The organism is Pseudomonadaceae bacterium SI-3 (assembly GCA_004010935.1).
Lineage (GTDB): Bacteria > Pseudomonadota > Gammaproteobacteria > Pseudomonadales > Pseudomonadaceae > Stutzerimonas.
Map to the genome: position 1 here is coordinate 3,613,366 of CP026511.1, position 26,274 is coordinate 3,639,639.

Annotated in this window: 24 protein-coding genes; 9 read left to right on the forward strand and 15 right to left on the reverse strand. The window is 58.8% G+C overall.

Annotated elements, in window-relative coordinates; translation table 11 throughout:
* Nucleotides 1-8: 8 nt before the first annotated feature.
* Together C1896_16845 and C1896_16850 are read left to right on the forward strand one after the other, a co-directional pair.
* On the forward strand, nucleotides 9-593 hold the full coding sequence (locus C1896_16845) for an ATP:cob(I)alamin adenosyltransferase (protein AZZ46434.1): 585 nt from the start codon (nucleotides 9-11) through the stop codon (nucleotides 591-593).
* On the forward strand, nucleotides 586-1,611 hold the full coding sequence (locus C1896_16850; GenBank protein AZZ47712.1) for a preprotein translocase subunit SecA: 1,026 nt from the start codon (nucleotides 586-588) through the stop codon (nucleotides 1,609-1,611). The genes C1896_16845 and C1896_16850 overlap by 8 nt, the downstream gene beginning before the upstream one ends.
* Here C1896_16850 and C1896_16855 read toward each other — a convergent pair.
* From C1896_16855 to C1896_16885, 7 genes are all read right to left on the reverse strand, one after another.
* Complete coding sequence (locus C1896_16855; protein AZZ46435.1) at nucleotides 1,608-2,381, reverse strand: alpha/beta hydrolase; 774 nt, start codon at nucleotides 2,379-2,381, stop codon at nucleotides 1,608-1,610. The genes C1896_16850 and C1896_16855 overlap by 4 nt on opposite strands.
* Entirely contained in the window at nucleotides 2,365-3,492 is a 1,128-nt protein-coding gene (locus tag C1896_16860; GenBank protein ID AZZ46436.1) for a DUF3182 domain-containing protein, read from the reverse strand. Before C1896_16860 ends, C1896_16855 begins: the two co-directional genes overlap by 17 nt.
* A 228-nt stretch (nucleotides 3,493-3,720) precedes the next feature.
* Nucleotides 3,721-5,283 (reverse strand): alkyl hydroperoxide reductase subunit F, encoded by a 1,563-nt coding sequence (locus tag C1896_16865; GenBank protein AZZ46437.1) that lies wholly within the window; start codon nucleotides 5,281-5,283, stop codon nucleotides 3,721-3,723.
* Nucleotides 5,284-5,423: 140 nt separating this feature from the next.
* A complete protein-coding gene (gene ahpC, locus C1896_16870; protein ID AZZ46438.1) occupies nucleotides 5,424-5,987 on the reverse strand; it encodes a peroxiredoxin in 564 nt (187 codons plus the stop codon).
* Between the two features lie 192 nt (nucleotides 5,988-6,179).
* On the reverse strand, nucleotides 6,180-7,118 hold the full coding sequence (locus C1896_16875; protein AZZ46439.1) for an 8-oxo-dGTP diphosphatase MutT: 939 nt from the start codon (nucleotides 7,116-7,118) through the stop codon (nucleotides 6,180-6,182).
* Nucleotides 7,119-7,196: 78 nt separating this feature from the next.
* Nucleotides 7,197-8,414 (reverse strand): bifunctional ornithine acetyltransferase/N-acetylglutamate synthase, encoded by a 1,218-nt coding sequence (gene argJ, locus C1896_16880; protein AZZ46440.1) that lies wholly within the window; start codon nucleotides 8,412-8,414, stop codon nucleotides 7,197-7,199.
* A gap of 112 nt (nucleotides 8,415-8,526) precedes the next feature.
* Nucleotides 8,527-11,265 carry a preprotein translocase subunit SecA gene (locus C1896_16885; GenBank protein ID AZZ46441.1) on the reverse strand — a complete coding sequence of 913 codons (2,739 nt, stop codon included), beginning with the start codon at nucleotides 11,263-11,265 and terminating at the stop codon, nucleotides 8,527-8,529.
* 239 nt (nucleotides 11,266-11,504) lie between these two features.
* Here C1896_16885 and C1896_16890 point away from each other — a divergent pair, with 239 nt between their 5' ends.
* The 4 genes from C1896_16890 to C1896_16905 all read left to right on the forward strand — a co-directional run bounded on the left by C1896_16890 (nucleotide 11,505) and on the right by C1896_16905 (nucleotide 13,301).
* Complete coding sequence (locus C1896_16890) at nucleotides 11,505-11,966, forward strand: DUF721 domain-containing protein (GenBank protein ID AZZ46442.1); 462 nt, start codon at nucleotides 11,505-11,507, stop codon at nucleotides 11,964-11,966.
* 134 nt (nucleotides 11,967-12,100) lie between these two features.
* Nucleotides 12,101-12,565 (forward strand): multidrug transporter, encoded by a 465-nt coding sequence (locus C1896_16895; protein ID AZZ46443.1) that lies wholly within the window; start codon nucleotides 12,101-12,103, stop codon nucleotides 12,563-12,565.
* Nucleotides 12,566-12,661: 96 nt separating this feature from the next.
* Entirely contained in the window at nucleotides 12,662-12,925 is a 264-nt protein-coding gene (locus C1896_16900; protein ID AZZ46444.1) for a hypothetical protein, read from the forward strand.
* A gap of 106 nt (nucleotides 12,926-13,031) precedes the next feature.
* Complete coding sequence (locus C1896_16905; GenBank protein AZZ46445.1) at nucleotides 13,032-13,301, forward strand: hypothetical protein; 270 nt, start codon at nucleotides 13,032-13,034, stop codon at nucleotides 13,299-13,301.
* A 137-nt stretch (nucleotides 13,302-13,438) separates the two neighbouring features.
* On the opposite strand, the gene C1896_16910 is transcribed toward C1896_16905, so the two are convergent.
* The 4 genes from C1896_16910 to C1896_16925 all read right to left on the reverse strand — a co-directional run bounded on the left by C1896_16910 (nucleotide 13,439) and on the right by C1896_16925 (nucleotide 20,757).
* Nucleotides 13,439-16,060, reverse strand: a complete 2,622-nt coding sequence (locus tag C1896_16910) for a helix-turn-helix transcriptional regulator (protein ID AZZ46446.1) — start codon at nucleotides 16,058-16,060, stop codon at nucleotides 13,439-13,441.
* A 274-nt stretch (nucleotides 16,061-16,334) separates the two neighbouring features.
* The gene (locus C1896_16915; protein ID AZZ46447.1) at nucleotides 16,335-17,696 is read right to left on the reverse strand and encodes a DUF1329 domain-containing protein; all 1,362 of its coding nucleotides are present in this window, start codon (nucleotides 17,694-17,696) and stop codon (nucleotides 16,335-16,337) included.
* Between the two features lie 108 nt (nucleotides 17,697-17,804).
* Entirely contained in the window at nucleotides 17,805-19,610 is a 1,806-nt protein-coding gene (locus C1896_16920; GenBank protein AZZ46448.1) for a DUF1302 domain-containing protein, read from the reverse strand.
* A gap of 589 nt (nucleotides 19,611-20,199) precedes the next feature.
* Nucleotides 20,200-20,757 (reverse strand): hypoxanthine-guanine phosphoribosyltransferase, encoded by a 558-nt coding sequence (locus tag C1896_16925; protein ID AZZ46449.1) that lies wholly within the window; start codon nucleotides 20,755-20,757, stop codon nucleotides 20,200-20,202.
* A gap of 175 nt (nucleotides 20,758-20,932) precedes the next feature.
* Here C1896_16925 and upp point away from each other — a divergent pair, with 175 nt between their 5' ends.
* The 3 genes from upp to C1896_16940 all read left to right on the forward strand — a co-directional run bounded on the left by upp (nucleotide 20,933) and on the right by C1896_16940 (nucleotide 23,247).
* A complete protein-coding gene (gene upp, locus C1896_16930; protein AZZ46450.1) occupies nucleotides 20,933-21,571 on the forward strand; it encodes a uracil phosphoribosyltransferase in 639 nt (212 codons plus the stop codon).
* A 1-nt stretch (nucleotide 21,572) separates the two neighbouring features.
* A complete protein-coding gene (locus C1896_16935) occupies nucleotides 21,573-22,835 on the forward strand; it encodes a uracil permease (GenBank protein ID AZZ46451.1) in 1,263 nt (420 codons plus the stop codon).
* A gap of 94 nt (nucleotides 22,836-22,929) precedes the next feature.
* Nucleotides 22,930-23,247, forward strand: coding sequence for a YkgJ family cysteine cluster protein (locus C1896_16940; GenBank protein ID AZZ46452.1), 318 nt, complete (start codon nucleotides 22,930-22,932; stop codon nucleotides 23,245-23,247).
* A gap of 31 nt (nucleotides 23,248-23,278) precedes the next feature.
* On the opposite strand, the gene C1896_16945 is transcribed toward C1896_16940, so the two are convergent.
* From C1896_16945 to prmC, 4 genes are all read right to left on the reverse strand, one after another.
* On the reverse strand, nucleotides 23,279-23,797 hold the full coding sequence (locus tag C1896_16945; GenBank protein AZZ46453.1) for an acyloxyacyl hydrolase: 519 nt from the start codon (nucleotides 23,795-23,797) through the stop codon (nucleotides 23,279-23,281).
* Between the two features lie 84 nt (nucleotides 23,798-23,881).
* Nucleotides 23,882-24,673: a glutamate racemase gene (locus tag C1896_16950; protein AZZ46454.1), complete on the reverse strand. Its 792-nt coding sequence runs from the start codon at nucleotides 24,671-24,673 to the stop codon at nucleotides 23,882-23,884.
* A complete protein-coding gene (locus C1896_16955; GenBank protein ID AZZ46455.1) occupies nucleotides 24,666-25,421 on the reverse strand; it encodes a molybdopterin-synthase adenylyltransferase MoeB in 756 nt (251 codons plus the stop codon). The genes C1896_16950 and C1896_16955 overlap by 8 nt, the downstream gene beginning before the upstream one ends.
* 19 nt (nucleotides 25,422-25,440) lie before the next feature.
* Entirely contained in the window at nucleotides 25,441-26,268 is an 828-nt protein-coding gene (gene prmC, locus C1896_16960; protein ID AZZ46456.1) for a peptide chain release factor N(5)-glutamine methyltransferase, read from the reverse strand.
* Nucleotides 26,269-26,274: the final 6 nt, after the last annotated feature.

Genomic DNA, 26,274 nt, shown 5'->3' on the forward strand with positions numbered 1-26,274 from the left:
GAATCCAGATGGGCAACCGACTCTCGAAGATCTATACCCGTGCCGGAGATGCCGGAGAAACCGGCTTGGCCGACGGCCGCCGCGTGCCCAAGGATCACCCAAGAATCGAGGCGATGGGCGAAATAGACACCCTCAACAGTCAACTGGGCCTGTTGCTGGCCGAGCTGGCCGAAGCCCAGGCGCGCTGGCCGGATCTGGCCGAACTGATCGAAGTCCTCGGGCCCTGCCAGCATCGCCTGTTCGACCTGGGCGGTGAGTTGGCGATGCCTGAGTATCAGGCACTGACCGACGCCGAGGTCGCCCGTCTTGAGAAGGCGATCGATCATTGGAATCAGGAGCTAGGACCGCTGGAAGATTTCATCATGCCGGGCGGCTCACGACTGATCGCCCTCGCCCATCTGTGTCGGAGCATGGCGCGTACCAGCGAGCGCCGTTGTCAGCAACTTAATGCGATCGAGCCGCTACGCGCGGTCGGCCTGGCTTACCTCAATCGCCTGTCGGACCTTTTCTTCGTTGTGGCCCGGCTGATTGCGCGGCGTCAGGGCTGCGCTGAAATCCTCTGGCATGCGGCCAGTGCGCCTGCCGATGCCTGAGCAAACGCGGCGGCGCGAGCGCTTAATCGACGGGCTGCACGCGGCTTGGGAAGTCCTGATCGTCCTGCTGGTGTGCATCAACCTTGGGCTCATCCTGTTCGATAGCTTGTTCATTTTGCAGCCGATCAATGACGCCCTGGCCGAATGGGCTCCCGCCCTGCATCAACGCTACGACGCGCTGATTCACCAGAACTTCCAGCACATCGACCTCGCCTTCGTCGCGATTTTTGTCTTCGACGTGCTGCTCGGCTGGACCGTCGCGTTGTTTGAACGCCGCTACGCACGCTGGTACTACTACCCCTTCGCTCACTGGTATGACGTGCTCGGCTGCATTCCGTTGAGCGGCTTCCGCTGGCTGCGGGTGCTGCGCGTCGGCAGCCTGTTGATCCGTCTGCAACGATTGGGGCTGATCGACATGCGACGCTGGGCGGTGTTTGGCCTGGCCAACCGTTATTACCTGTTGCTGCTCGAAGAACTATCCGATCGCGTCATGGTTCGCCTGTTCAGCCGCATGCAGCAGGAGATCGGAGCCAGCGACGACCTCTCCCGCCGCTTGCTGCAAGAGGTGGTCAGGCCGCGCAAGGAAAGGCTGCTCATCGACCTTTCCCGTCGCATGCACAGCATGTTGGAGACCGGCTACCGGGACAATCGGGGAGCCATCGAAGGCTATGTGGGCGGACTGATTCACCAGGCCCTGCTGAACAACCCGGAGGTGATCCGCCTGCGCCGCCTGCCCATGGGGGGACGAGTCGCCGATACCCTGGATGCAGCGCTCAGCGATATTGCCGCCCAGCTACTTCAAGGCGCCGCCGAAGGACTTCAAAGCCCACAGTTCCAGAGACTTGCACGAAACCTGGCCGACGAGTTTTTCGAGGCCTGGGTTTACCAGGATGAGAACACCGACCTGGCGCTCGAAGAGCTGCTGGTGGATGTCATCGAAGTCCTGAAACAGCAGGTTCTGGATCGACGCTGGAGCCGTTTTGTCGGACCCATTCAGCCACCTTCACCCCCAGGCTAGCGACGGTTCGCCGCGGCAACGCCTTCCTGCTGGTCGAGTCGAGCCCCGACTACCATTTCGGTCGCCCAGTTAACGAGGATGTCGGTATAGGCCTTCTGGCAGCAATCACTGGTTAGCGCATGATCAGCACCGAGAATGATCCGGTGCGTCAGGGAATGCGTCTGATGGAAGGCGGCACGGTAACTCATGATGGTGCTGTGCGGAACCAGGTGATCGTGCTCGGACTCGACGATCAGCACGTCGCCACGAAAGTCGGCGCAGGCTGCCAGGGCACGGTTTTCCTCCGGCACGACTCGTCGACCACGCAGTTGGTTGAGCAGGTCCCGGTTCAGCTGGCGCTTGGGCACCATCCAGTCATCGTCCCCGTACAGCGCTGGAACCCGCATGGCCAACCATTTAACTGGCCTCAGCGCCGTAAGCAAAGCTGACAGGTAACCGCCGTAGCTGGTGCCCACTACGGCAATCGCCGATGAGTCGATGTTCGGGTGTTGCGCCAGCAGATCGTAGGCGGCCAATAGATCATTGAGATTCTGCTCGCGCGTAACGGTTTGCTGTTGCGCCAGCGTCAAGGCATGGCCGCGCAAGTCGAAGGACAAGCAGATGCATCCCAGCCCCGCTATACCTCGAGCGCGCGTCAGGTCACGTTCCTGACTCCCCCCCCAGCCGTGCACGAACAGGACGCCGGGCAGTTTGGTTGGCGGTGAGAGGAAAGTTCCGGCGATATGTTCATCGTCGACCAGGATGTCTACGCATTCACTCTGAGTCGCCATAATCCTCCACCACTACGTACTTGGTGATAAAGCCAACCTCGGCGTCTTCGTCCCGGAACAGTACGGTCGCACCGGACGGAACTACTTGCGACTCACCATAAACTTCAACGGTAGACGCCCGTACTGCGCCGCTCTGGCCCTGCATGAGTGTCTCAAGCGCAGCGATTTCGGCACCGCTTGCGCCCCCGATCCGCCATGACTGCTCCAACACACCGGAACAGGCACGACCACGACCATCGACGCCCTGGGCAATATCGTAGTTACGACGCGACGCGAAAAATCCTCGAAAGCACGCCGATGCGGCATCGTCGTAGACCTGCGCTTGCATAATGGCCAGCCGGGCCTTCTCCGGAAGATCGAGCCCTAGCAGGGCCTCGAAGTCACCGTCCGATACGACCAGATCGGATCCGCCGTAAACCGTCTCGCCAGAATTGTCAGGCGTCAGGCGCTGAGTCCCGTAATAGCTGAGTGTTCTTCCCGCCACCCGAATTTGCCCAACACTGAAGGTCGTCACGTGTTCCAGGTTGGCCTCGAGCACCAGCCCATACTGAGCCATCTCCTTCTCGTCGACGTGTTCCAGCGCATTATCCAGCTGCTGCTCGGTATTGATGCGCTCCTGCCCTCTCCCGCCGGTGGCTCGCACTGGTTTCAGCCGCAGCGAACCTTCATGCAACAGCCGCCGCCCGGCTTCGCGGGCATCTGCGAGCGAAAAGACGCTATAGCCGGGAAGCACGCTGCCACTGACACGCGCCGCGAAGTCACGAGACCAACCAACTGGTGCATCTGCATCCGGACGCACCAGCGGATGCGTGATGGCCTTGGTTTCGATGAATGCCTGCGGTACCACGCCACCGAACAGATCTTCCTCATCATCGAGGCCTAGCTCACGGGCTGCGTCTGTACCGATGATGGTGCCAGACGGCACGAAATACAGTGGATGCGAATACTCGATGGATCGGTCGTATTCACCGAGAAACGTCAAGCCTTTAACTGCCGCTAGACGCTTGGCCAGATGCTCATGCACGGCCTTTTCATGTTTGGGGTCTCTGGACCTGTTGGCCAGAGTCACTACTGCCCCTCGGGGCGTTTGCGGCGCATCCGCATTGATCATATGAGGACTCGCTCCATGGACTGCTGATACATGCACGGCGAGCGGATCGATAGCCGCCCGTTTCGCTCGTTATCACCCGAGCCAAAGCGGTTCCGGTGTAAGGAGTAGACCCTGGATAGCGCCTATCTATCCTTCGAATCGCATCCCGTGTGGGTCTGGACGTCAGCAGCCAGAAACGAAAAAGGGGAGCAGACCTTGGCCTGCTCCCCTTTCTTTTTACCTCGACGCTCAGTCTTCGACAGAGCTGCGGATCAGGTGATCGAAGGCACTCAGCGAGGCCTTGGCGCCCTCGCCAACAGCAATGACGATCTGCTTGTACGGCACGGTTGTAACGTCACCAGCGGCGAAGATACCCGGCAGCGATGTCTCGCCACGCGCATCGACGATGATCTCGCCGCGCGACGTCAGCTCTACCGTACCCTTCAGCCAGTCGGAGTTGGGCAGCAGGCCGATCTGTACGAAGATGCCCTCCAGCTCCAGCTCATGGAATTCGCTGGAGTTGCGGTCCTTGTAGGTAAGCCCGGTGACCTTCTTGCCATCGCCGGTGACTTCGCTGGTCAGTGCACTGGTGATCACGGTGACGTTGGGCAGGCTGTGCAGTTTCTTCTGCAGCACGGCATCGGCGCGTAGCTGGCTGTCGAATTCGATCAAGGTGACCTGGGCGACGATGCCGGCCAGGTCGATAGCCGCTTCCACGCCGGAGTTGCCACCACCGATCACCGCCACGCGCTTGCCCTTGAACAGCGGGCCATCGCAGTGCGGGCAGTAGGCGACGCCGCGGCCGCGGTATTCCTGCTCCCCCGGCACGTTCATTTCGCGCCAGCGCGCACCGGTGGCGAGGATCAGCGTCTTGGCCTTCAGCGAGCCACCATTCTCCAGCTTGATCTCGTGCAGGCCTCCATCTGAGCCAGGGATGAGCTGGGCTGCGCGCTGCAGGTTCATGATGTCGACGTCGTATTCGCGCACGTGGTTTTCCAGCGCACGGGCCAGTTTCGGGCCTTCGGTCTCGGTTACCGAAATGAAGTTCTCGATGGCCATGGTGTCGAGCACCTGACCACCGAAACGCTCGGCTGCGACACCGGTACGGATGCCCTTACGGGCGGCATAGATGGCCGCGGCAGCGCCGGCTGGACCACCACCGACAACGAGCACGTCGTAAGCATCCCTGGCGCTGAGCTTCTCGGCATCGCGCGCTGACGCGCCGGTGTCGAGCTTGGCCAGAATTTCCTCTTCACCCATGCGGCCCTGACCGAACAGCTCGCCGTTGAGGTAGATGCTCGGCACGGACATGACCTGGCGAATGGTGACTTCTTCCTGAAACAGGGCACCGTCGATGGCGACGTGGCGGATGTTCGGATTGAGCACGGCCATCAGGTTCAGCGCCTGGACCACGTCCGGGCAGTTCTGGCAGGACAACGAGAAATAGGTTTCGAAATTGTATTCGCCGTCGAGATTCTTGATCTGCTCGATGACTTCAGGTGCGGTCTTGGACGGATGACCACCGACCTGCAGCAGGGCCAGCACCAGCGAGGTGAACTCGTGGCCCATCGGAATGCCGGCGAAACGCAGACTGGTGTTGCCACCGATACGGTTGAGCGCGAACGAAGGTTTGCGGACGTCATTGCCGTCGGTGCGTAGGGTGATCTTGTCACTCAGGCTGGTAATGTCTTCCAGCATGGCGAGCATTTCCTGGGATTTTGCGCCGTCATCGAGGGATGCAACGATCTCGAACGGCTGGGTGACCTTTTCCAGATAGGTTTTCAGTTGCGCTTTGAGATTGGAGTCCAACATGAGCAGCGTTCCCCTTCTTGCATAATTCAGGTAATAAAACGCCCGGACGGTTTACGCCCAGGCGTTGGGGCTCGGACCGATGAATCGTCCGAACTACAGCACAGTGGCGCTGCGACCAAGCGCAGCGCCCAGACGGCTGTTTAGATCTTGCCGACCAGATCCAGCGACGGGGCCAGAGTGGCTTCGCCTTCTTTCCACTTGGCCGGGCAAACTTCACCCGGGTGAGCGGCGGTGTACTGAGCGGCTTTCAGCTTGCGCAGCGTCTCACTGACATCACGGGCGATTTCGTTGGAATGAATCTCAACTGTTTTGATCACGCCTTCCGGGTTGATCAGGAAGGTGCCGCGCAGCGCCAGGCCCTCTTCTTCAATGTGCACGCCGAAAGCGCGGGTCAACTGGTGCGTCGGGTCGCCGATCAGCGGGAACTGGGCCTTGCCGACCGCAGGGGAAGTCTCGTGCCAAACCTTGTGGGAGAAGTGGGTATCGGTGGTGACGATATACACCTCGGTACCGGCCTTCTGGAACTCGGCGTAGCTGTTGGCAGCGTCTTCGATCTCGGTCGGGCAGTTGAAGGTAAAGGCTGCCGGCATGAAGATCAGCACCGACCATTTGCCCTTAAGGGACTCTTCGGTGACTTCGATGAACTTGCCATTGTGGAAAGCGTTGACTTTGAACGGCTGGACTTGGGTGTTGATCAGAGACATCTACTAACTCCTTTTGGGATTCAGAATTTAACGGCGCCTAAGATAGCGCACGAAACCAGATACGGTTAATTGATTGAGAAAATAGATTCGATAGAGTATTTCTATCTTATCGCTATCAATCTACGACGGCCCGTAAGACACCATCATCGCCCGACAATTCAGGCGATGGTCCGTACTCTAGCCGCTTACCGCTCATGGCCAGAAGGCCCGAATTCCAGCGACGCCCTGCGCACCAACCTGAGCTGCCCTCGCCACATCACTCGGACCAAGGCCGCCCAGTAGATATGCAGGCTGAGCGAAGCCTAGCAGCAATTGGGCGGCGCATTGCCACCCCAAAGGCCTCGCTTCGGGGTGCGAGGCGGTAGCAAGTATCGGCGAGAGCACAATGAAATCAACCCCTATCTGCTTCGCCAGATCTAACTCGGCCAAATCGTGACATGAGGCGGCGAGCCATCGCTCCGGTTCTAGCGGCCTGCCCGCGCCGGCGTACTTACGCAGCTGCGAAGCCGTTAGATGCCAGCCGGCGTCCGGAAAATCATGGGCCCACTCCAGTGGCCCTTTAAGCATCACCTGCGCACGCCCGGCACACATCTCCAGCACTTGAGCTGCCAGCGCCCGGTACCGAGCGTCCGACAGCGAGGGGCAGCGTAGCTGCAGCATCCGAACCCCTGCATCCAACACGGACGCCACACCGCAAAGCAGCTCCTGTGGCGCCAAGTTGTCCGGGGTAATCAGGTACGATTTCGGCAGGCGAGCCGCAGCGATGATCGGCCGGTTCGCCGCGGGAAAGTCATAACGCGGCAGATCCTCCGCAGCCACCCAAGCCAACGGCTGCCCCTCGGCCCCGTGCGGCTCGCCGTCAAACTCACGCACTTCCCAGACGTCGAGGAGCACCTGCTTGTCCGGATAGTCATGGCGGACTTGAATCAGGGGCCTCGCAGCAATTACCGCAATGCCCAATTCTTCTGCCAGTTCCCGCGCGAGCGCAACCTCTGCAGTCTCACCTTCCTCGACCTTGCCGCCGGGGAACTCCCATAGCCCACCTTGGTGCTTGTCCAAGGGGCGCTTGGCGATCAGCACGTGACCGTTGGCGCCACGGACCACTCCAGCGGCGACGTGGAGCCGTTTCATGTTCCGACACCAAACGGAGGTCCGCCCGTCGCCGGGACCTGCCGCAGCAGCTTATTCAGCATGCCGACTGCCAAGGGATCAGGTGCGGTATTCGGCATTGATCCGCACGTATTCGTGAGAGAGGTCCGTGGTCCAGATCGTCTCGCTGCAGTCACCGCGACCGAGTTCGATACGGATCTCGATTTCTTCCTCAGCCATGACCGCGGCGCCCTGCTCTTCCGTATAGCTCGGCGAACGTCCACCCTGGCTGGCGATACATATGGCGCCCAGATAGACATCGATCTTGCTCACGTCCAGCTCGGGAACGCCTGCACGACCGACTGCCGCCAGAATGCGCCCCCAGTTCGGATCGGAGGCGAACAGTGCTGTTTTGATCAACGGCGAGTGCGCGACAGCATAACCAACATCGAGGCACTCCTGATGGTTGCGGCCACCGTTGACCTGGACGGTGACGAACTTGGTGGCACCTTCGCCGTCACGGACGATGGACTGAGCCACTTCCATGATGACATCGAAGACCGCCTGCTTGAGCTTGGTGAACAGCTCACCAGAGGCTTCAGTGATTTCAGCGATGTCAGCCTTGCCGGTAGCGATCAGCATGCAGCAGTCGTTGGTCGAGGTGTCGCCGTCGATAGTGATACGGTTGAACGACTTGTTGGCCGCATCCCGCAGCAGATCCTGCAATACGGGCTGAGCGACCTTCGCATCGGTTGCGATATAGCCAAGCATGGTCGCCATATTGGGACGGATCATGCCGGCGCCTTTGGAAATACCGGTCACGGTAACCGTCACGCCAGCGTGCTCGAATTGACGGCTCGCGCCCTTGGGCAGCGTGTCTGTAGTCATGATGCCGGTGGCGGCTTCGGCCCAGTGATTTTCATTGAGGTCGGCCAGCGCTGCGGGAAGCGCCGTCTCGATCTTCTCAACTGGCAGCAACTCACCGATGACGCCGGTTGAAAACGGCAGGATTGCATCGGCGCTCACGCCAGCCAACGTGGCCAGGCTGGCACAGCTGCGGATGGCTGCCTGCATTCCAGGCTCACCAGTTCCAGCGTTAGCGTTTCCTGTATTGGTCAGTAGGTAACGTACCGTTCCCTGAGCCCGCTGCTTCGCAAGAATGACGGGCGCCGCGCAAAAGGCGTTGAGGGTGAATACACCCGCGACCGCTGAGCCTTCAGCGCAACGCATCACTACGACGTCCTTGCGGCCAGGTCGCTTGATACCCGCCGAAGCGATGCCGAGCTCGAAACCGGGAACCGGGTGCAGTGTAGGTAGGGGACCAAGACCGACAGCCATTGATGCGCTCCTTCAGAAAGGATGGATGGCCTTCGGCCACCGAAAATCAGGGAGAAAAACGCCGCGAGCGGCTAGAGCCGGTCGCGGCGCGGGTCAACACAGAAGGGTCAGCTTACTGAACCTGTCCGTGGCAATGCTTGTACTTCTTTCCGGACCCGCAAGGGCAGGGTTCGTTGCGCCCGATCTTTTGCTCGGTACGCGTGGGAGCTGCAGCTGCCGCTACATCGTCCTCAGCCTCTGGATCCTCTTGGTCTGCTTCCAGCGCCGAAACCTCGGCATGCTGAAATTGCATACGCTGCGCCAGCTCTTCAGCGTCGCGGCGCAAACGCTGCTCCTCCTCGGCTGGGTCTTCGCGACGAACCTGCACATGGGACAGAACCCGAATGCTGTCGCGCTTGATGGACTCGAGCAGTTCCTGAAACAGCGTAAAGGACTCGCGCTTGTATTCCTGTTTCGGGTTTTTCTGAGCGTAGCCGCGCAGGTGGATACCATGACGCAGATGATCCATCGTCGACAGGTGATCCTTCCACAGATCGTCGAGTACGCGCAGGACAATCTGCTTCTCGAAAGTGCGCAGCGCCTCGGCGCCAGCCAGTTCTTCTTTCTCGTTGTAGGCCGCTATCAGCGCCTCGAGGATGCGCTCGCGCAGCGTCTCCTCGTACAGCTTCTCGTCTTCGTCGAGCCATTGCTGGACCGGTAGCCGCACTCCGAAATCACTGTAGAGCACCGCTTCGAGCCCACTGATATCCCATTGCTCGGGCAGCGACTGCGGCGGAATGTGCTGATTGATGGCGTAATCGAGTGCCTCGCGGCGGAATTCGCTGATGGTCTCTCCGATTTCCTCGGCGGCCAGCAGACTGTTGCGCATGTGATAGATCACCTTGCGCTGCTCGTTGGCGACGTCGTCATATTCGAGCAATTGCTTACGCATGTCGAAGTTGCGGCCTTCGACTTTGCGCTGGGCCTTTTCGATAGCGTTGGTCACCATGCGGTGCTCAATCGCCTCACCGGACTCCATGCCCAGTGCCTTCATGAAGTTCTTCACCCGATCCGAGGCGAAGATGCGCATCAGACTGTCTTCCAGCGACAGGTAGAAGCGACTCGAACCGGCGTCGCCCTGGCGTCCGGCGCGCCCACGTAGCTGGTTGTCGATACGGCGCGACTCGTGACGCTCGGATGCGATCACATGCAGGCCACCCGCCTCGAGTACGGCCTGATGACGCTTCTGCCAGTCGGATTTGATTTGCGCGACCTGATCATCCGTTGGATTCTCGAGCGCCGCCACTTCAACTTCCCAGTTGCCGCCGAGCAGGATGTCGGTGCCTCGGCCTGCCATGTTGGTAGCAATGGTCACCGCACCCGGGCGTCCCGCCTGCGCAATGATTTCCGCTTCTTTGTCGTGGTGCTTGGCGTTTAGCACCTTGTGTTCGATGCCTTCGCTGACCAGCAGACGCGAGACATATTCAGATGTTTCGATGGTTGCAGTGCCCACCAGAACGGGACGACCGTTGTTCTGGCAATCCTTGATGTCCGCGATGATGGCAGCAAACTTCTCTTCCTGGGTCAGATAGACAAGGTCGTTGTAGTCCTTACGTGCCAGCGGCTTGTTGGTCGGAATCACCATTACCGGCAGGTTGTAGATCTGCATGAATTCGAACGCTTCTGTGTCTGCAGTACCGGTCATGCCCGATAGCTTTTTATACAGACGGAAGTAGTTCTGGAAGGTGGTCGACGCAAGCGTCTGGCTTTCCGGCTGGATCGGCAGCCCTTCCTTGGCTTCGATGGCCTGATGCAGGCCCTCGGAAAGGCGACGACCTGGCATGGTCCGACCGGTGTGCTCGTCAATCAACAGCACCTGGTTATTCTGGACGATGTACTCGACGTTGCGATGGAACAGCTTGTGCGCACGCAGGCTGGAATACACGTGAGTCAACAAGCCGAGGTTGTGGGCGGAATACAGACTCTCGCCTTCGGCGAGCAGCTCTGCCTTGGTCAGCATTTCCTCGACGAATTGGTGACCCGATTCGTTCAATTCGACCTGGCGTGTCTTTTCGTCGATCGAGAAGTGACCTTCCTGGGTAACGACGCCCTCTTCCTCTTCAATGTGCTGCTTGAGCAGAGGGATCAGCTGGTTGATTTGCTGATAGAGCTTGGAACTGTCTTCGGCCTGGCCGGAGATAATCAGTGGCGTGCGGGCTTCATCAATAAGGATCGAGTCGACTTCGTCGATGACCGCAAAATTGAGTTCGCGCTGGTTCTTTTCTTCGAGGCTGAACGCCATGTTGTCGCGCAGGTAGTCGAAGCCGAACTCGTTGTTCGTACCGTAGGTTATATCGGCGGCGTACGCCGCTCGCTTCTCTTGCGGCGGCTGGAAAGGTGTGACGATACCAACCGTCAAGCCCAGGAACTCATACAGCGGACGCATCCAGTTGGCATCACGACGCGCCAGGTAATCGTTCACTGTAACGACATGTACGCCTTTGCCCGCCAGTGCGTTGAGGTATACGGCCAAGGTCGCTACCAGCGTCTTGCCCTCACCGGTACGCATCTCCGCAATTTTGCCTTCATGGAGCGTCATGCCGCCGATCAACTGTACATCGAAGTGACGCATGCCCATCACACGCTTGCCAGCTTCGCGGCAAACGGCAAACGCTTCGGGAAGAATCTGGTCGAGGGTCTCGCCTTGGCCGAGGCGGGCCTTGAACTCTTCGGTCTTGCTCCGCAACTGCTCATCGGAGAGAGACAGCATCTGCTCTTCGAGCGCATTGACGGATTGAACCGCCTTGAGCATGCGCTTGACCTCACGCTCATTTTTGCTACCAAAGAGCTTCTTCATTAAAGGCGCAAACATATCGACAAAGACTTCCATGCTGGGGATGGAGGCACGGCCGCAGGGCCACCACGGCTTCGTGCAAAGGGGGCATTCTACTCGGAAACGTCCGAGAGGAAAGGTGCCTACTGCGCAGCTGAGCCAGCCAATGGCGGCAGGAACCAGGCGATCCGGTCGTAGGTTTGGCGGGTGACAGCGCGATCAGAAGGCTATTGCAGGGTTCTGCTAATATGCCGGCTCTTCACTCATGAGCGTCAACCATGTCGTTTCGCCCCTTGCCGGCCCGAGCCTCTGCGTCGCTGCTGCGCGAGGCCAAACCGCTAAAAGCGCTGTTTGGCGAAGCGAAGCGACTGGATCGACTACAGCAACTGGTCGACGGTCAGTTGCAGCCCGCAGCACGAGAGTTTTGTCGTGTGGCCTCATGGCGCGAAGGGACACTGCTGCTGATCGTTACCGACAGCCACTGGGCAACGCGACTGCGCTACCAACAACGACGCTTACAACGGCAACTGCTGTGTATGGAAGAATTCAGCGGCCTGAGCCGTATCCAGTTCAAGGTACAGCCCCCCGAAACGCCGCGGCACAAACCTGGGCCGCCGCCAGCACTGTCGGCGCTTGCAGCAGACAATATCCAGGAAACCGCTCGTGGCATTAAGGACCCCAAGCTCAGGGCCGCGCTTGAGCGGCTCGCCAGCCACGCCCGCCCCGACAGAGATGCTTGAACAGCATCCGCAGGCACCACCGCCACATGCCTGGCAATTGAAAGTCGCACCCCCGTGCGAGCCAGCGTTAGGATGTCTGCCGAATCACGGTGAAAAGAGGTTTTCATGGTCAACTATTCGCACGCCACCTCGCCATGCTGATCGGCGCGTTGCTAGTCGCAACCTGGCTGATCCTATTGATTCGGTACCCCCTTCGAGCGGTACCGATTTCGCTGGGAGCGCTGCTTGGCCTTGGTATCGTTGCGGCCTGGGTGATCTGGCAAGAACAAAGGGAAGAGCAGCTGCTTGCTCAACTCCAGCTGCGGATGTCGTATGCACCGACGAGCTGCCCGGCCGGACAGCCGTTGCTCATCATTCTGGACAACCATAGCCCCAAGCCAATGCGCAAACTGAGTTGGGAGGTAGCCGCCTACTCTCCCGGTTCCAGCCTTAATCTGGTGACCTCCAGCTATGACGCGCCGCAATACCGTGGCCCGGGGGACCTGCAACCCGGCCAACGCTGGCAATCCTGCGCCCCGCTACCCCCGTTGCGCTCAGGCTACCGGAGCAGCAACCTAGACTTTCGCGCCGAGCGGCTTCGAGGCCACTTCGCCAATTGAGCTGACAGTTTGACACCTCGACGCTTTTCAATCTTCGCCAGGCAGCTTATGCTGTACGGATAAACAGTATCCCATTCATTTGAGCCGAGGTGGCAGATGGCCGTCGAAGTTGTGTACCGCAGCAGCCGGGACCTGGAGCGCTTGTTCATGGATAAAGCCGAAGCCGATCGTCACGACAAAATGCTCGAGCTGGCCGAAGCCCTGGCTGCGGCACTGCAGAAGGCTACGCCTTCACTGAGCGAACAGCAGGCCGACGACATCGGCATCTTTATGGCCCGACACCGTGACCTGTTTGCGAAGGCCTTTAAAAACAATCCGGAGGCATTGGAGGAGCTGCCAGCTTCCGCCACGCCATCCTGAGACATTATGGCCCTGCGGTGATCCGTCGCAAGGGACACGTCCAGCGGGCGAAACTAGTTAATCGGTACTAGGTCCATTGAGGGCAGTCATCCAATCAGGTACCGGCATGAACAGTCCTTTCCAAAAAATCAGCGATGTGTTTCAGTCAGACTACAACGTCAATTTCAGCATCCAGAAACCCGACGGAAGTATTCTGCTGACCCTGACCGACACGGCGGGTGTGGCGGTGAAGCGTTTCATCAGCTCCAGCCAATGGCGGGACCAGCAGCAGCTCGAACGCTTGATCACCAGCCTGCAGTTCAGCCTCGCCATCGAACGAGGCGGACAGACCAGCTCTTATCGCCTGACCAAGCATTCGCACTCAGCCGCACAGTAATGCCGGGAGGCTCTGCACCTCCGACGATCACCTTCTAACTAAAACAAGAACAAAAGTTAGCCTCCCTCCGCCGGAGCCTTGCAGCCGGCGCATCATGATTCGCGGCAAGCATCTAGCCCTTCATTCCCTGACGAGGGTCACAGCCAGGCCAAAGCCTTGGCTCGTGCGACCGCCTGCGTACGTCTGGCCACCCCGAGTTTGGTATTGATTCGTCGGGCATGGGTTTTGACTGTATGCAGAGAAATAAACAGTTGCTCGGCAATTTCCTGGTTCGAACACCCCTGGGCGATGAGACGCAGGACCGTGAGCTCGCGATTGCTCAGGATGGCCTCATCGCCGGGAGCAGCGCTTTCTTCAGGCTCTCGCTCAAATTGCAGCAAACGATCGCGCAGGCTTTCCCCCTTTCCTGCAGGCAACATCTTGGCAAGCCATTGTGGTTGGCGATGCTGCAACTCGTACAACGGCTTGACCAGATGCTGCCTTGCTGCCTCGCCGAGCGCTTTGCGAAGTTCCTGCTCCGCTTCGTCATGCTGGCCATCCATTTGAAGCGCTTCGGCGAGCGTGAAGCGACACTCACAGGCCAGCCCCAACCGCTGAGAACGGAGGTTTTGCTCGATAAGTTCACGCAACGTGTCGATGGCCAACGCACCCCGGTCGGACAGTAGGTCGATCACCGCAAGGTAGCGCTGAACCCGCGGCAGCAACTCGTAGAACCCAGAAGGGGCGATATACGTGTGCCCATCGTAAAGTTCGAGCACCTGTATAAACACGGCCCTGGCCTTCTTCAATTGCCCCTGATGCAACCACGTCAGTCCAGTTATCAACGGCAGAATGCCGCGGAAACGGGCCTCCGGCACGTGTCGCCACTGTGCCAGCCGCTCGGCCTCTCGCAGCCAATGGTAGGCCGTAGGGAACTCCTGATTGCGAGCTGCCAGCTCCGCCAGCCCGGCATAGCCGAAGAATACATATGAATCACCACAGGTTTCCGTCTCGACTCGACCCTGCTGAAACGCCTCGCGGGCCGGCTCGTCGAGCCCCTGATAGGCCAACAGATGGCCCCGTAGCAGCTTCAATCGGCCGATGATCGGGCTATGGCCGACACCGTCGCGTAGCACCATCAGTGACTCTTCGAGCACTCCGACGGCTCGCTCGAACTCGCCGGTAATTTCCAGCAGTTGGATTCGATCGATACTGAGCATCGCTTCATACAGCACGCTGCCCTTAAGCCGCGCAAGCTTCATGCCTTCGCTATTGTAATGCTGGGCCAACTCGAGCTGGCTTTCGGCTATCGCCTGCTGGGACAACGCCTGATAACAAAGCACCCGTTGCGCCCAAGCGTGGTCAGACAGGACCTCCAGAGCCTGAAGGCAATAATCCCTGGCCTCAGGCTCGCCACGCAACCGCGCTAGAAAACCGCGCAACGCTTGCCACTGAGCAAGCAGCTGCGCCTGCCGTCGAGCATCGGGTTGAGGAAAGAACTTGGCCAGATCGGCGAGGCAGTCATCCACTTCGTCTAACCGAGCCGAAATGATTAAAGCCCAGCCATGCAACACGATCAGTCGGGTCGTGCTGTTAAACAAATCTTGCGGAAGTTCACTACGCCACTTCATGAAATGCGAAACGTTGTCGCCGATGAGCAGCTGCTCCTGCCCGTAGCGCTGTAAGAAATTGGCTGCGACTTCTGGCTGTCCTGCCCACAGTGCATGCTCCACCGCCTCACGCATTTCACCGCGATTGGCAAACCACTGACAGGCACGCAGGTGCGTCTGGGTGGGTGATGCTACACCTGGCATGCGTTGCAACATCAACGCTAGCGGCCGCCACAGGCGATACCATTCACCACAGTTATCGGTTTGACGAATGAACAGCTGGGACGTCTTGAGTACATCGAGAAGGTCATTTCCTATGCCGTCGAGGACATGCTCACACAGCTGCGATGAAAAGCGCGGCATGCGCGCCAACGCGAACAGCGCGCGGCAGATCTCCTCACTCTGTCCCTCAAGTACTTCGCGCTGCACGTAATCTCGTAACAGTGAAGTACCAGCGATCAATCGCTCACGAACCGCCTGCTCATCAGCATTCAATAACAGCAAGCTGACACCGGCCAGCCACCCCTCGCTACCCGCCAACAATTGCTTGAACGTGTCATCGGCGAGCTCCAGACGATGTGCTTTGAGCAACAACCGCAGCTCGCCAGCCGTCAGTGCCAGCACCTCGGCTTCCAGCTCGAACAAGTCACCTTGCAGCAATAGCCTGGGCAGCTTCCAAGCGGGCTGCCGACGGCTGCTAACCCACCAGCTGACGGATTCGGGCCCCCTTTCGATAAGCAGGTCGAGGCAGGCATCGAACGGCGCGGTCACCTCTCTCGGATAATCATCCAACATGATCCAAAGCGGCCGCGGAAAATCATTCAGCAGGTTGATGAGATCTTGCTGAACGTCCCCACTCTCTGAAGTTGTACCGCCTAATACCCGGCGCAGCTGTGAACACAGAGCTTCAGCAGAGAAAGCCCTGCCGCCGAGATCAAGCCATACGAGATGTGTATCGGCAGGCACCATTCGCGCGCACTCATTCATGAGTACGCTCTTGCCAAACCCGGCCGGTGCGCAGATCAAACGCAGTCGACAACGGGCCTCGAGCAGAGCATCGACGAGTCGTGGCCTTGGTATATGCAGCGGTGGAAGACGTGGAATAGTCGCAACTTGAACCTGCGCGGCGGCTTCTGTGCTGAGGGCACCAGGGTTGAAGCGTACGGACATAGCGAGGTTTCTCTTATTCGTATCAGTCCATTGAGAAGCGCATTGAGCGCTGCGTCAGCACCCACTCCAGGGCCAGTCGACATGGTCGTATCGATGCGCTTGCGCGGTAATAACCTGCACGATTGTGACTCTTTTGTCGACTCGCCTTGCAAGCAAAACCGCCCGGACTGGTTGGATACCGATCTCTAATGGCTGAAAAATATCACTCCTGCTGTGCCGAAAATAAAAAAGGCGGCCAACTGGCCGCCTTATTCACCGTACAGATGCTACTTGATCAGCGCACCCCGGCATTACGCAATGCAGCAGGCGTAAAGTCGCGGGCCGACGCTTTGTAGCCGAATTCGTGCGCTGGTTCTTCATTACTCAAGCCGATGGCGATATAGCGCCCCGAGATAATGTCGTAAAGCGCCTCGAAGGCATAGGCCGGCACCTTGTGCTGATAGTACTGCAACATGTGCGCCTCACCGACGCGCCACAACTGGCCGCGGCCGTCGTACAACTCGGATTGCACAATAGTCCAGGTATCTTCATCTACGAAGAAACGACGCTTGGCGTAGATGTTGCGCTCACCCTCCTTGAGGTTGGCTTCGATCTCCCAGACACGATGCAACTCGTAACGCGCGAGATCCTGATTGACGTGACCGGCTTTCAGAATGTCGCTGTACTGCACGTCGCTAGAATTGATCTCGTAGCTGTTGTAAGGGATATACAACTCCTTCTTACCGACCAGCTTCCAATCGTAGCGATCAGGCGCACCGCTAAACATGTCGAAGTTGTCAGTAGTCCGCATGCCGTCTGCTGCGGTACCTGGACCGTCATAGGCAACCTGCGGGGCACGACGCACACGACGCTGGCCGGCGTTATAAATCCAGGCCTGCCGCGGCTCTTTCACCTGATCCAACGAATCGTGTACGAGCAGAACGTTACCAGCAAGACGCGACGGTGCTGTTACCCGCTGCTTAAAGAAAAGCAACGCGTTCTTTGCGCGCTCTGCATCCAGATCCGTCATGTCGCTGGGGAAAGCCACTTCGTCTTCGAAGTGCACCAAGGTGTAACTACCATTGGTTTGTGGAGTTGCCTGGACAATGTTGCGGCGAACGTTGCCGCCGCGGTACCGCGTAATGTGGTTCCAGACGACCTCCAGGCCGTTCTTCGGGATAGGGAATGCGTAGTAGCGGCTATCGGAAAAATTGGCAATACCGTTACCACCGTCAACCAACTCGGTATTTAAAGCGCTTTTTTTGGCTGCTTCGTAGATGCGGTCTGGCACTGCTGCAGTGCGGTGGGTTGGAAAGACCCGCATCTTGTACGTTTCTGGATAACGCTTGAACATCGCCTGCTGGCCCGCCGTCAGCTTGTCCTTATATTGATCGACATTCTGCGCGGTGATAACGAACTCAGGCTGTTCGCTTTTGAAGGGATTGGTCAGATGCCCGTCATCCAGCGGTGCGGCATCGGTGGACAAACCGCCTGTCCAGGCTGGAATCGTTCCTTCGGCGTTACCCGCCTTCTCGGCCCCGAGTGGAGTCAAAGTATTGCCGAGCTTTGCGGCTTCCTCTGGAGAGACTGCAGCCATCACGCTGCTTGCCAGCAGCGAGAAGGCCAAGACACTGAATAATTTTTTTGTTGTTTTCATGCGCTTCCAGTTCCTCTTGATCTTGTTTTGGCCGGAGGCCTTGTATGTAGACTGGCGCGTAGCGGAGCTCTCATAAGAGCTCCGTACGGCGATACTGAAATAGCCCCCTTAGAAGTTCACGCCCATGCTCAGGGCAAGAAAGTCGCGATCAACCAGCGTGTTGTAGTCGCCACCGAAGAAATCGGTGTAGGACAGGCTGGCCGTATAGCGGTTCTGATAGACAGCGTCGACACCAACGCTCACAGCTTTCGAGCCTTCGTTGAACAGACCGTTCGGTCCGTAACCGTCCACATCATGAGAGAAGGACACGTTTGGCGTGAGGTTTACGCCAGCGAATACGTTGCTGTAATCCGCAAGTGCGCGCAGGCGGTAGCCCCATGAATTGGCAGTTACGAAGCCTTCATCACCGTACGCAGCAAGTTGAGTAGCGTCGTCCGGCGTTCCGTAGATCGAATCCCGGCCATAACGCAGCTCGCTTGTACTCTCCAAGGCACCTACGTGAGCGTAGCCAATCTCGCCCACTACGGTCACCCGCCCGGCGCCCAGAACTTGGTCAAAGAAATGGGTGAACGTCGTCTGAACTTGGGTGATCTCTTTACGGTTGTAACCCCGATTGTCCGCGCCGAACCGACTAGCTACGGGCGATGTACCTGGCGCAATCGGATTGAGCACGGCACGGGTTACGTCGGTGGTATTGATCTGAACCGGAGCGTTAGGGCGGTAGCTCACTTCACCGGACCAAGCTGTTCCAGTAGGCAGTGTGGTCGAGAAGCTCAGGCCATAAAGGCGAATATCTTCCGGATATTCGAGATAATACTGCCCTTGGCCAAGCATCACGCTCTGAGCCAGCCCGGCCCCAGAACCAGGCGCAATCCTGTTAGCCGCGCCAATGATACGTGGCAGGGCAGCAGCAGTCGCTAGACCTGCCGATTGAGTACCCACGATCGGCGTGCGGCTGTGATAATTCATGAAGTACGCACCATACTCAGTGGCGTCGCCGAGCCAGCGTAGCGCCAGCCCGAACTGGCCGGAGTCACGCGCATCGCGATCGCCCCCCCGCGGCATCACTACGCCTTCAGACGTCACATCGAACCCTTGACCGAGCGCTGCGGCGACAGGTTGCAATTGCCTGATAGCTGGGTTACCGACATGGTAGTTACTGTCACAACCGTCCTGTACAACATCCGAGCCGAAGAACGTACCGCAGTTATCGACAATCGTTTGATCCCACTCAAGCTGGTAGAACGCCTCCATGCTTAACCGATCACTAACACTCTGCGACACATAAAGCATGTTCACCGGGATCAAGCCTTCCTTGATCTCGGCGCCAGGACGGCGGAACGCCGCTGCATCTAGCGGGTTGATCGAGTTGATCGAGTTGCCAATGAACGTGCTTTCGCCCCAGCTAACAACCTGCTTACCAACGCGGACGGTGCCAGGCAGGTCACCCAAGTAATAGTTGTGGTAGAGGAAAGCATCGAGAATTTGAGCACCGGAGGATTGCGCAGCCTCCTTACGATTGCTGTCGCTGATGTCCTTGAACAGACGGTTTTCGTCCTTCAGTTCGAAGTCGTACCAGTATTTGCCACGAATAAAGGCACCGCTATCGCCATAGCGCAGTTCCAGGTCGTGAATACCTTTGAAAATCTTGGAGAAGGTCTCGCCCTTCTTGAAGTTCAGACGGCCGTCATCACCAGTCTGCGTGTATCCAGTACCACCATTATTGATACCTACCAAATCCATATCCCGGTCCGTCGTCGACCAGCTGGCACCGATCGACATCGCCGAGTCCAACTGCCCCTCCACTTCCCCAATATTGAATGTGACAGCGTAAGCGGGTGATGCAATGCCCAACGCGACCGCGAGGGCCAGGGTCTTGGGCTGGAAGATTCCTTGCCTTGTTGTTTTTGTCATGAGGCGCTCCTGGTTGGTTCGAAGTACGTTCACCCTAACCACACGAAGGCAGAGGGTTAAGCGCACTAAGGTTTGATTTGCTTTGTCATTCTTAAGTATGAATGGCCTTCCCAGTACTGGCCTGCAACCGGATAGCTGCCAGCGCAGCGGATGACCTTCGACGAAGCTACCCGAGAGCTTAGCCGCCAGTCAAAGAGACGCAACCCTCTAAATAGAGCAGTTGCGATGCTGTTCGCGAGGATTTAGGCGGAGCTGAGCGCAACTGGTCGCCGTTTACTCGAACAGCCGAGCTTTACACGGGCACAGGCACTATCCGCCGCGACGAACAAACTCGCAGCGATGCGCAAGAGCGTTACCAAAGCGCAACGCGTGGGGCGAAACGAAACAGCCGGAAGGGAATGGAGCGCCAACGTTCACGGAGACCAGAACCGCTGCCGAGGTGCGCTAAGACTGGGCGAGACAGCCTGTCGGAAGGAAGCCTCTAAATCGAGGCGAGAAAGACTACCGTGCAGTTATTTATCGTTTATCCCCCCGAAGCCGCGATCCGGACGCTTACAGATGCGCGACTTTAGTGCCAGCGGGTAACTCGTCACATGCCTTTAACAGCAAAAATGCCAGGCGCGTTCCGCCAGTAACCCTTGTAGTCCATGCCATAGCCGAACACGTAGCGATCGACGCAGCTGAGCCCAACATAATCAGCCTTAAGATCTGGACGCGCCTTGCGCTGATGATCCTTATCGACCAGCACCGCAGTGTGCACAGCGGCAGCGCCGGCATGCCGGCAAAAATCAATGATTGCGCCGAGCGTGTGCCCTTCGTCGAGGATGTCATCGATAATCAGCACATCACGATCCATGAACGAGATTTCTGGCTTGGCCTTCCAGAACAGCTCCCCTCCGCTGGTTTCGTTGCGATAACGCGTCGCATGCAGGTAGGAGAGTTCCAGCGGGAAATTCAGCTTGGTAACCAGCTTGCCGGAGAAAATCAGCCCCCCGTTCATCACGCAGAACACCACAGGGTTTCGGTCGGCCAGTTCAGCATTGATTTTCGCGGCCACCGCGTCGATTGCCGCTTCGACCTCGGCGTCGGAATAAAGGCAGTCGGCTTCAGCCATGATCTGGCTGATATGTGCAAGATCGACGGACATGGCGATGCTCCAAGACAGTTGAAAGATGAAGCAGCTCGACCAGCCGCCCTCAAATTAAGGGGCGCGACGATACCGATGCATCCAGGCACAGGGCAAGCCCTCTCGGATACATCAATAGCCGCTAACACCCTGATGCATTAATCTACGCCGGTTTATTTGACCGCCGGAGCCAACCATGACCACTCGAGAGATCCGCCACCCGCTTATTCGCCACAAACTTGGGTTGATGCGCCGTGCCGATATCAGTACCAAGAATTTTCGCGAACTGGCGCAGGAGGTGGGTTCGATCCTGACGTACGAAGCGACTCGCGACTTGCCGTTGGAAAACTACAGCATCGACGGCTGGTGCGGCCCGGTCCAGGTTGAAAAGATTTCTGGCAAGAAGATTACCGTTGTGCCGATTCTCCGTGCGGGAATCGGCATGCTCGACGGCGTACTCAGCCTGATACCAGGTGCCAAGGTCAGCGCGGTCGGCATTGCACGCAATGAGGAAACTCTGCAGGCGCACACTTACCTAGAGCGCCTCGTCGATGATCTCGACCAACGCCTGGCGATGATCATCGATCCGATGTTGGCGACCGGCGGATCGATGGTTGCAGCGATCGACATGCTGAAAAAGGCCGGGTGCAAGGAAATCCGCGCCCTGGTTCTGGTGGCTGCACCGGAAGGCATTGAGGCCGTGGAAAAGGCACACCCGGACGTCACCATCTATACGGCCTCCATTGATGACCGCCTAGACGAGAACGGCTACATCATGCCCGGCCTGGGCGATGCCGGAGACAAGATCTTCGGCACCAAGCAGAAGGACATCTGAGATGTCGCAACCCATGGAAGAACCGCTCGGACGCCAGGTGCTGGCCGGTGCGCAGATGCTGTTCGTGGCGTTCGGCGCGCTGGTGCTGATGCCGCTGATTACCGGGATGGACCCCAACGTCGCGCTGTTCACCGCCGGCATTGGCACCCTGTTGTTTCAACTGGTCACCAAACGCCAAGTACCCGTATTCCTGGCGTCGAGTTTCGCTTTCATCGCGCCTATCATCGCCGCCAAGGGTGACTTTGGTCTGCCAGCGGTGCTTGGCGGCGTGGTAGCGGCCGGCATCGTTTACATGTTTCTCGGCTTTGCGGTGCGCCTGAAAGGCCCTGGATTCATAGACCGGCTACTACCTCCCGTAGTGATCGCACCGGTGATCATCTCCATCGGTCTCGCCCTATCGCCCGTCGCAGTAAATATGGCCATGGGCAAAGCTGGTGACGGCAGCGCTCAGCTGGTGTCCTACACCACGGCCATGATGATCTCAATGCCCGCCCTGCTGACCACCCTGCTAGTGGCTGTCCTCGGCAAAGGTTTATTCCGGCTAGTACCGATCCTGGCTGGCGTCGCTGTGGGCTATGGTCTGTCGTTCGCGTTTGGTGTCGTGGATACGACCGGGATCGCGGCAGCACCATGGCTGGCAGTGCCGAACTTCGTCACACCGGAATTCCACTGGGGTGCAATTCTGTTCATGGTCCCGGTCGCGCTAGCACCCGCTATCGAGCACATCGGTGGCGTGGTGGCGATTGGTGGCGTGACGGGCAACAACTTCATCAAGAAACCGGGGCTGCACCGCACGCTCCTGGGTGACGGCTTGGCGACTTCAGCAGCGGGATTGTTCGGCGGCCCGCCTAACACCACGTATGCGGAAGTGACCGGCGCGGTGATGCTCACCAAGAACTACAACCCGAAAATCATGACCTGGGCGGCGGTCTTCGCCATTGTCCTGGCATTCATTGGGAAGTTTGGAGCTGGACTGCTGAGCATTCCGGTGCCAGTCATGGGCGGCATCCTCTGCCTGTTGTTCGGTTCAATCGCGGTGGTTGGCCTGAGCACACTGATTCGCCATCAGGTGGACCTGGCCGAAGCGCGCAACCTCATCATCGTGTCCGTGACGCTGGTGTTCGGCATAGGCGGCATGACGTTCGGCTACGGGGAATTCAGCCTGTCCGGTATCTCGTTATGCGCCATCATCGCGCTGTTACTCAACTTGGTGCTGCCCGGCGGTGAAGGCTGGAAAAACAAGCAAATCGAAGAAAACAGCTAGCCTATTGCGCCAGCACGACAGTGCTGGCTTTTTACCTTCTCAGCGGCATTAGCGGCATGCAGCTATCCCGATGCAAGACGCGTAGACTGCCGCGATGACTCAATCTGCCATTCCCCACCGCCAGTTGCCCGACGAGACGGTTAGTTGCATCAGCTGCGCCGCGTGCTGTTGTCGCCTCGAAGTACTGCTGCTGACCGATACCGGCGTCCCGGAGCGCTTCATCGATGAAGACGACTGGGGCGGCCAAGTGATGCGCCGCCTCGACGATGGATGGTGCGTAGCGCTCGACCGGGACAGCATGCGCTGCACCATCTACGCTCAGCGGCCGCTTATCTGCCGGGAGTTCGAGCTGGGCTCGGATGACTGCCTGGACGAGCGCAAGGGCTCAGCAAACGCTTATCTGGAAGGCTGACGACAGCGCCATCAGCCTCCACGTTTAGCTATCAGAACGAGGCTCGATAGTGAACTGCATAGCTTTCGATACCATCGTTCGGATTCTTGATGCCTGCGTTGGAATAATGGATGGCTCGCACGCCAACCTCGTGTCCGCCAGCGAAGCGCAGGCCAGCACCGAAGCGGTCCTCGAACTGAAAAGACGAGCCCAGGTCTTTTTTTTCCACTTCGGTATTCTCGAATGCTGCGATGCCGATGCCCGCTTCGAGATAAGGCTTCACTGACCCGCCGTTGAATTCATAGACGAAGACCGGTGCGAGCGAAATGCTGTGGTTGCTAGAGGTCTCGTCGCCTTCCCAGTAGGTATAGCCTGCATCCCAGTACCCAGTTAGCCGACCTACGCTGGTCTGGAACCAACTACGGTTGAAGTCGAATTGCGCGCCCAGCCGATAGGTCATCGTCGACTCGCCGGTGCGGCCAACGGCAGCAGTCAGGTCCAGTGCATGTACGGCAGCCACCTGCCCCATAGAAATAGCCGCAACTGCAGCGAGGGAGATCAGTTTTTTCATACGGAATGTCCTTATTGGAACGTTGGCATCGCTTGTCTTTGTTAAGTATCACCCAATACAGAGGCCTGCCTGCGCGGGGAGTTCCTAAACAGAACAGTATGAAACTGTACCGTTTTCGCCCCAAAGTACCGGTAGAATGCATGCCAATCGCCGGGGATCGCCACTGCTCCAGAAGCGTACAATGGCTTTACCGTCGCTTAGCTGGCCGCTGGCCGCTAGCAAGGTCTCGATATGCCGCGCGACCGCGGCACCGGTATCGACCAGGGCGACCCCAGGGGGAAGCATTTCGCGCAGCAGCGGCTTTACGAAAGGATAGTGGGTACAACCGAGAATCAGCGTATCGCAGCCCTGCTCGATCAATGGCCGGACCAGGCTCTCAAGCAGCGCTCGGGTGCCTGCCGTAGCGAGCTCGCCCGCTTCGATACGTTCGACAAGGCCCGGACATGGCTGCGTGATGACGCGCACGTCGCTGGCGAAACGGTCGAGCAGCGCCGCAAATTTAGCGCTCTTCAAGGTGCCCGTCGTGGCCAGCACGCCCACCACCCCACTGCGGGTTGCCTGGGCGGCCGGTTTAACGGCAGGCTCCATCCCAATCAACGGCAGTTGCGGATACTGCTCTCGCAAGTCCGACACCCCTGCGGCCGTTGCGGTATTGCAGGCCAGCACCAGCGCTTTGGCACCTTGCCCAAGCAAAAAACCCGCGATAGCCCGGCAGCGCTCGCGGATAAACTCCGGGCTTTTCTCGCCGTAGGGGACGTGACCGCTGTCCGCCACATACAGCAATGACTCATGAGGCAGGCGGGCACGAATCTCCCGGAGCACCGACAGCCCGCCCACACCAGAATCAAAAACCCCAATCGGGCCATTGTCAGACACGGCCGCTTCCGCAGACTGCGCAGGCCGGGTCGCGCTTGACCTTCAGCTCGCGGAAACGACTGGACAGCGCATCCACCAACAGCAGGCGGCCAATCAAAGGCTCACCGAAACCGACGAGCAACTTGATTGCCTCAAGCGCCTGCAGGCTACCCACCATCCCGACGACAGGCCCGAGCACGCCAGCTTCGCTGCAAGTCAGCTCAGCCTCAGTGCCATGGCCGTAGAGGCAGTGATAGCAGGGGCTGGACTCGACCCGAGGGTCAAACACCGATAGCTGCCCTTCGAGCCGTATGGCCGCGCCGCTCACCAGCGGTTTCACGGCCGCTACACACGCTGCGTTCACAGCCTCACGAACCGCAAAGTTGTCCGTGCAATCCAGCACCAGGTCGACTGCTGCCACAGCGGCACCAAGCGTGTCGGCATCCATCGCGGCGCGGTGTGGCACCAGCTTGACCAAAGGGTTGAGCGCAGATAGGCGAGCCATTGCCGAGTCCACCTTGTGCAACCCCACCGATGGCGTGTCGTGAGCAATCTGCCGCTGCAGATTGGTCAGATCGAGCTGATCGAAATCCGCCAGATGGAGTTCACCGACACCGGCGGCGGCGAGATACAACGCGACGGGCGAACCAAGCCCGCCAAGCCCGACGATCAGCACACGGCTCTGCTTAAGCTTGAGCTGGCCTTCGATATCAACTTGTCTCAGCAAGATCTGCCGGCTGTAACGCAGCAGCTCGTCATCGCTCAGCATGCACCACTCCTCATTGGGTTCATCGCAGCCGCCCGAAGCTGACACGCTCGTGGCCACCGAAATCCTTGCGGCTAGCGACATCGACGAAACCGCCATCGAACAACAGGGTCCGCACCGCCACCGCCTGATCGTAACCGTGCTCCAATATCAACCAGCCGGACGGAAGCAGATGAGTAGGCGCCTGCTCGATGATCAGCCGGATGTCATCCAGTCCATCTCCTCCCGCCACCAGCGCACTGCTCGGTTCGAAGCGCACGTCACCCTGCAAAAGATGCGGATCACTGGCGGGAATGTAGGGCGGATTGGAGACGATCAATCCATAACGCTGGCCTGCGAGCGAAGAGAACCACTGGCTCTCGATAAACCCCACATTGCCGAGCCCAAGTCGCTGAGCATTACGGGCGGCCAGCGTAACGGCTTCGCTGATGCGGTCCACTCCGGTAAGCCGCCAAGTGGAGCGCTCACTGGCAAGCGCCAGGGCAATCGCACCGGTCCCCGTACCCAGATCGAGCACATTCGCCGGGCCAGCTGGAAGCACCTCCAACGCCGTTTCAACCAGCAGTTCGGTGTCCGGTCGCGGAATCAAGGTATGTGGCGCCACTTCGAGATCGAGACTCCAGAATCCCTGGCGGCCCAGAATGTAAGCCACCGGCTCGCCAAGCCGACGACGCTCAAGGTAAGCCGCAAAGCGAGTCTCGACCTCGGGTAGCACCTCGCGATCAGGCCAGGTGCGCAGATAGCTTGTCCCTTTGCCCAGCGCGGCTGCGAGCAGCCACTCGGCATCGAGCTTGGCGCTCGGCGAGTCGGGCAGCTGGGCGGCACGCAGCAGGTAATCGATTGTCGCCATGTTCGG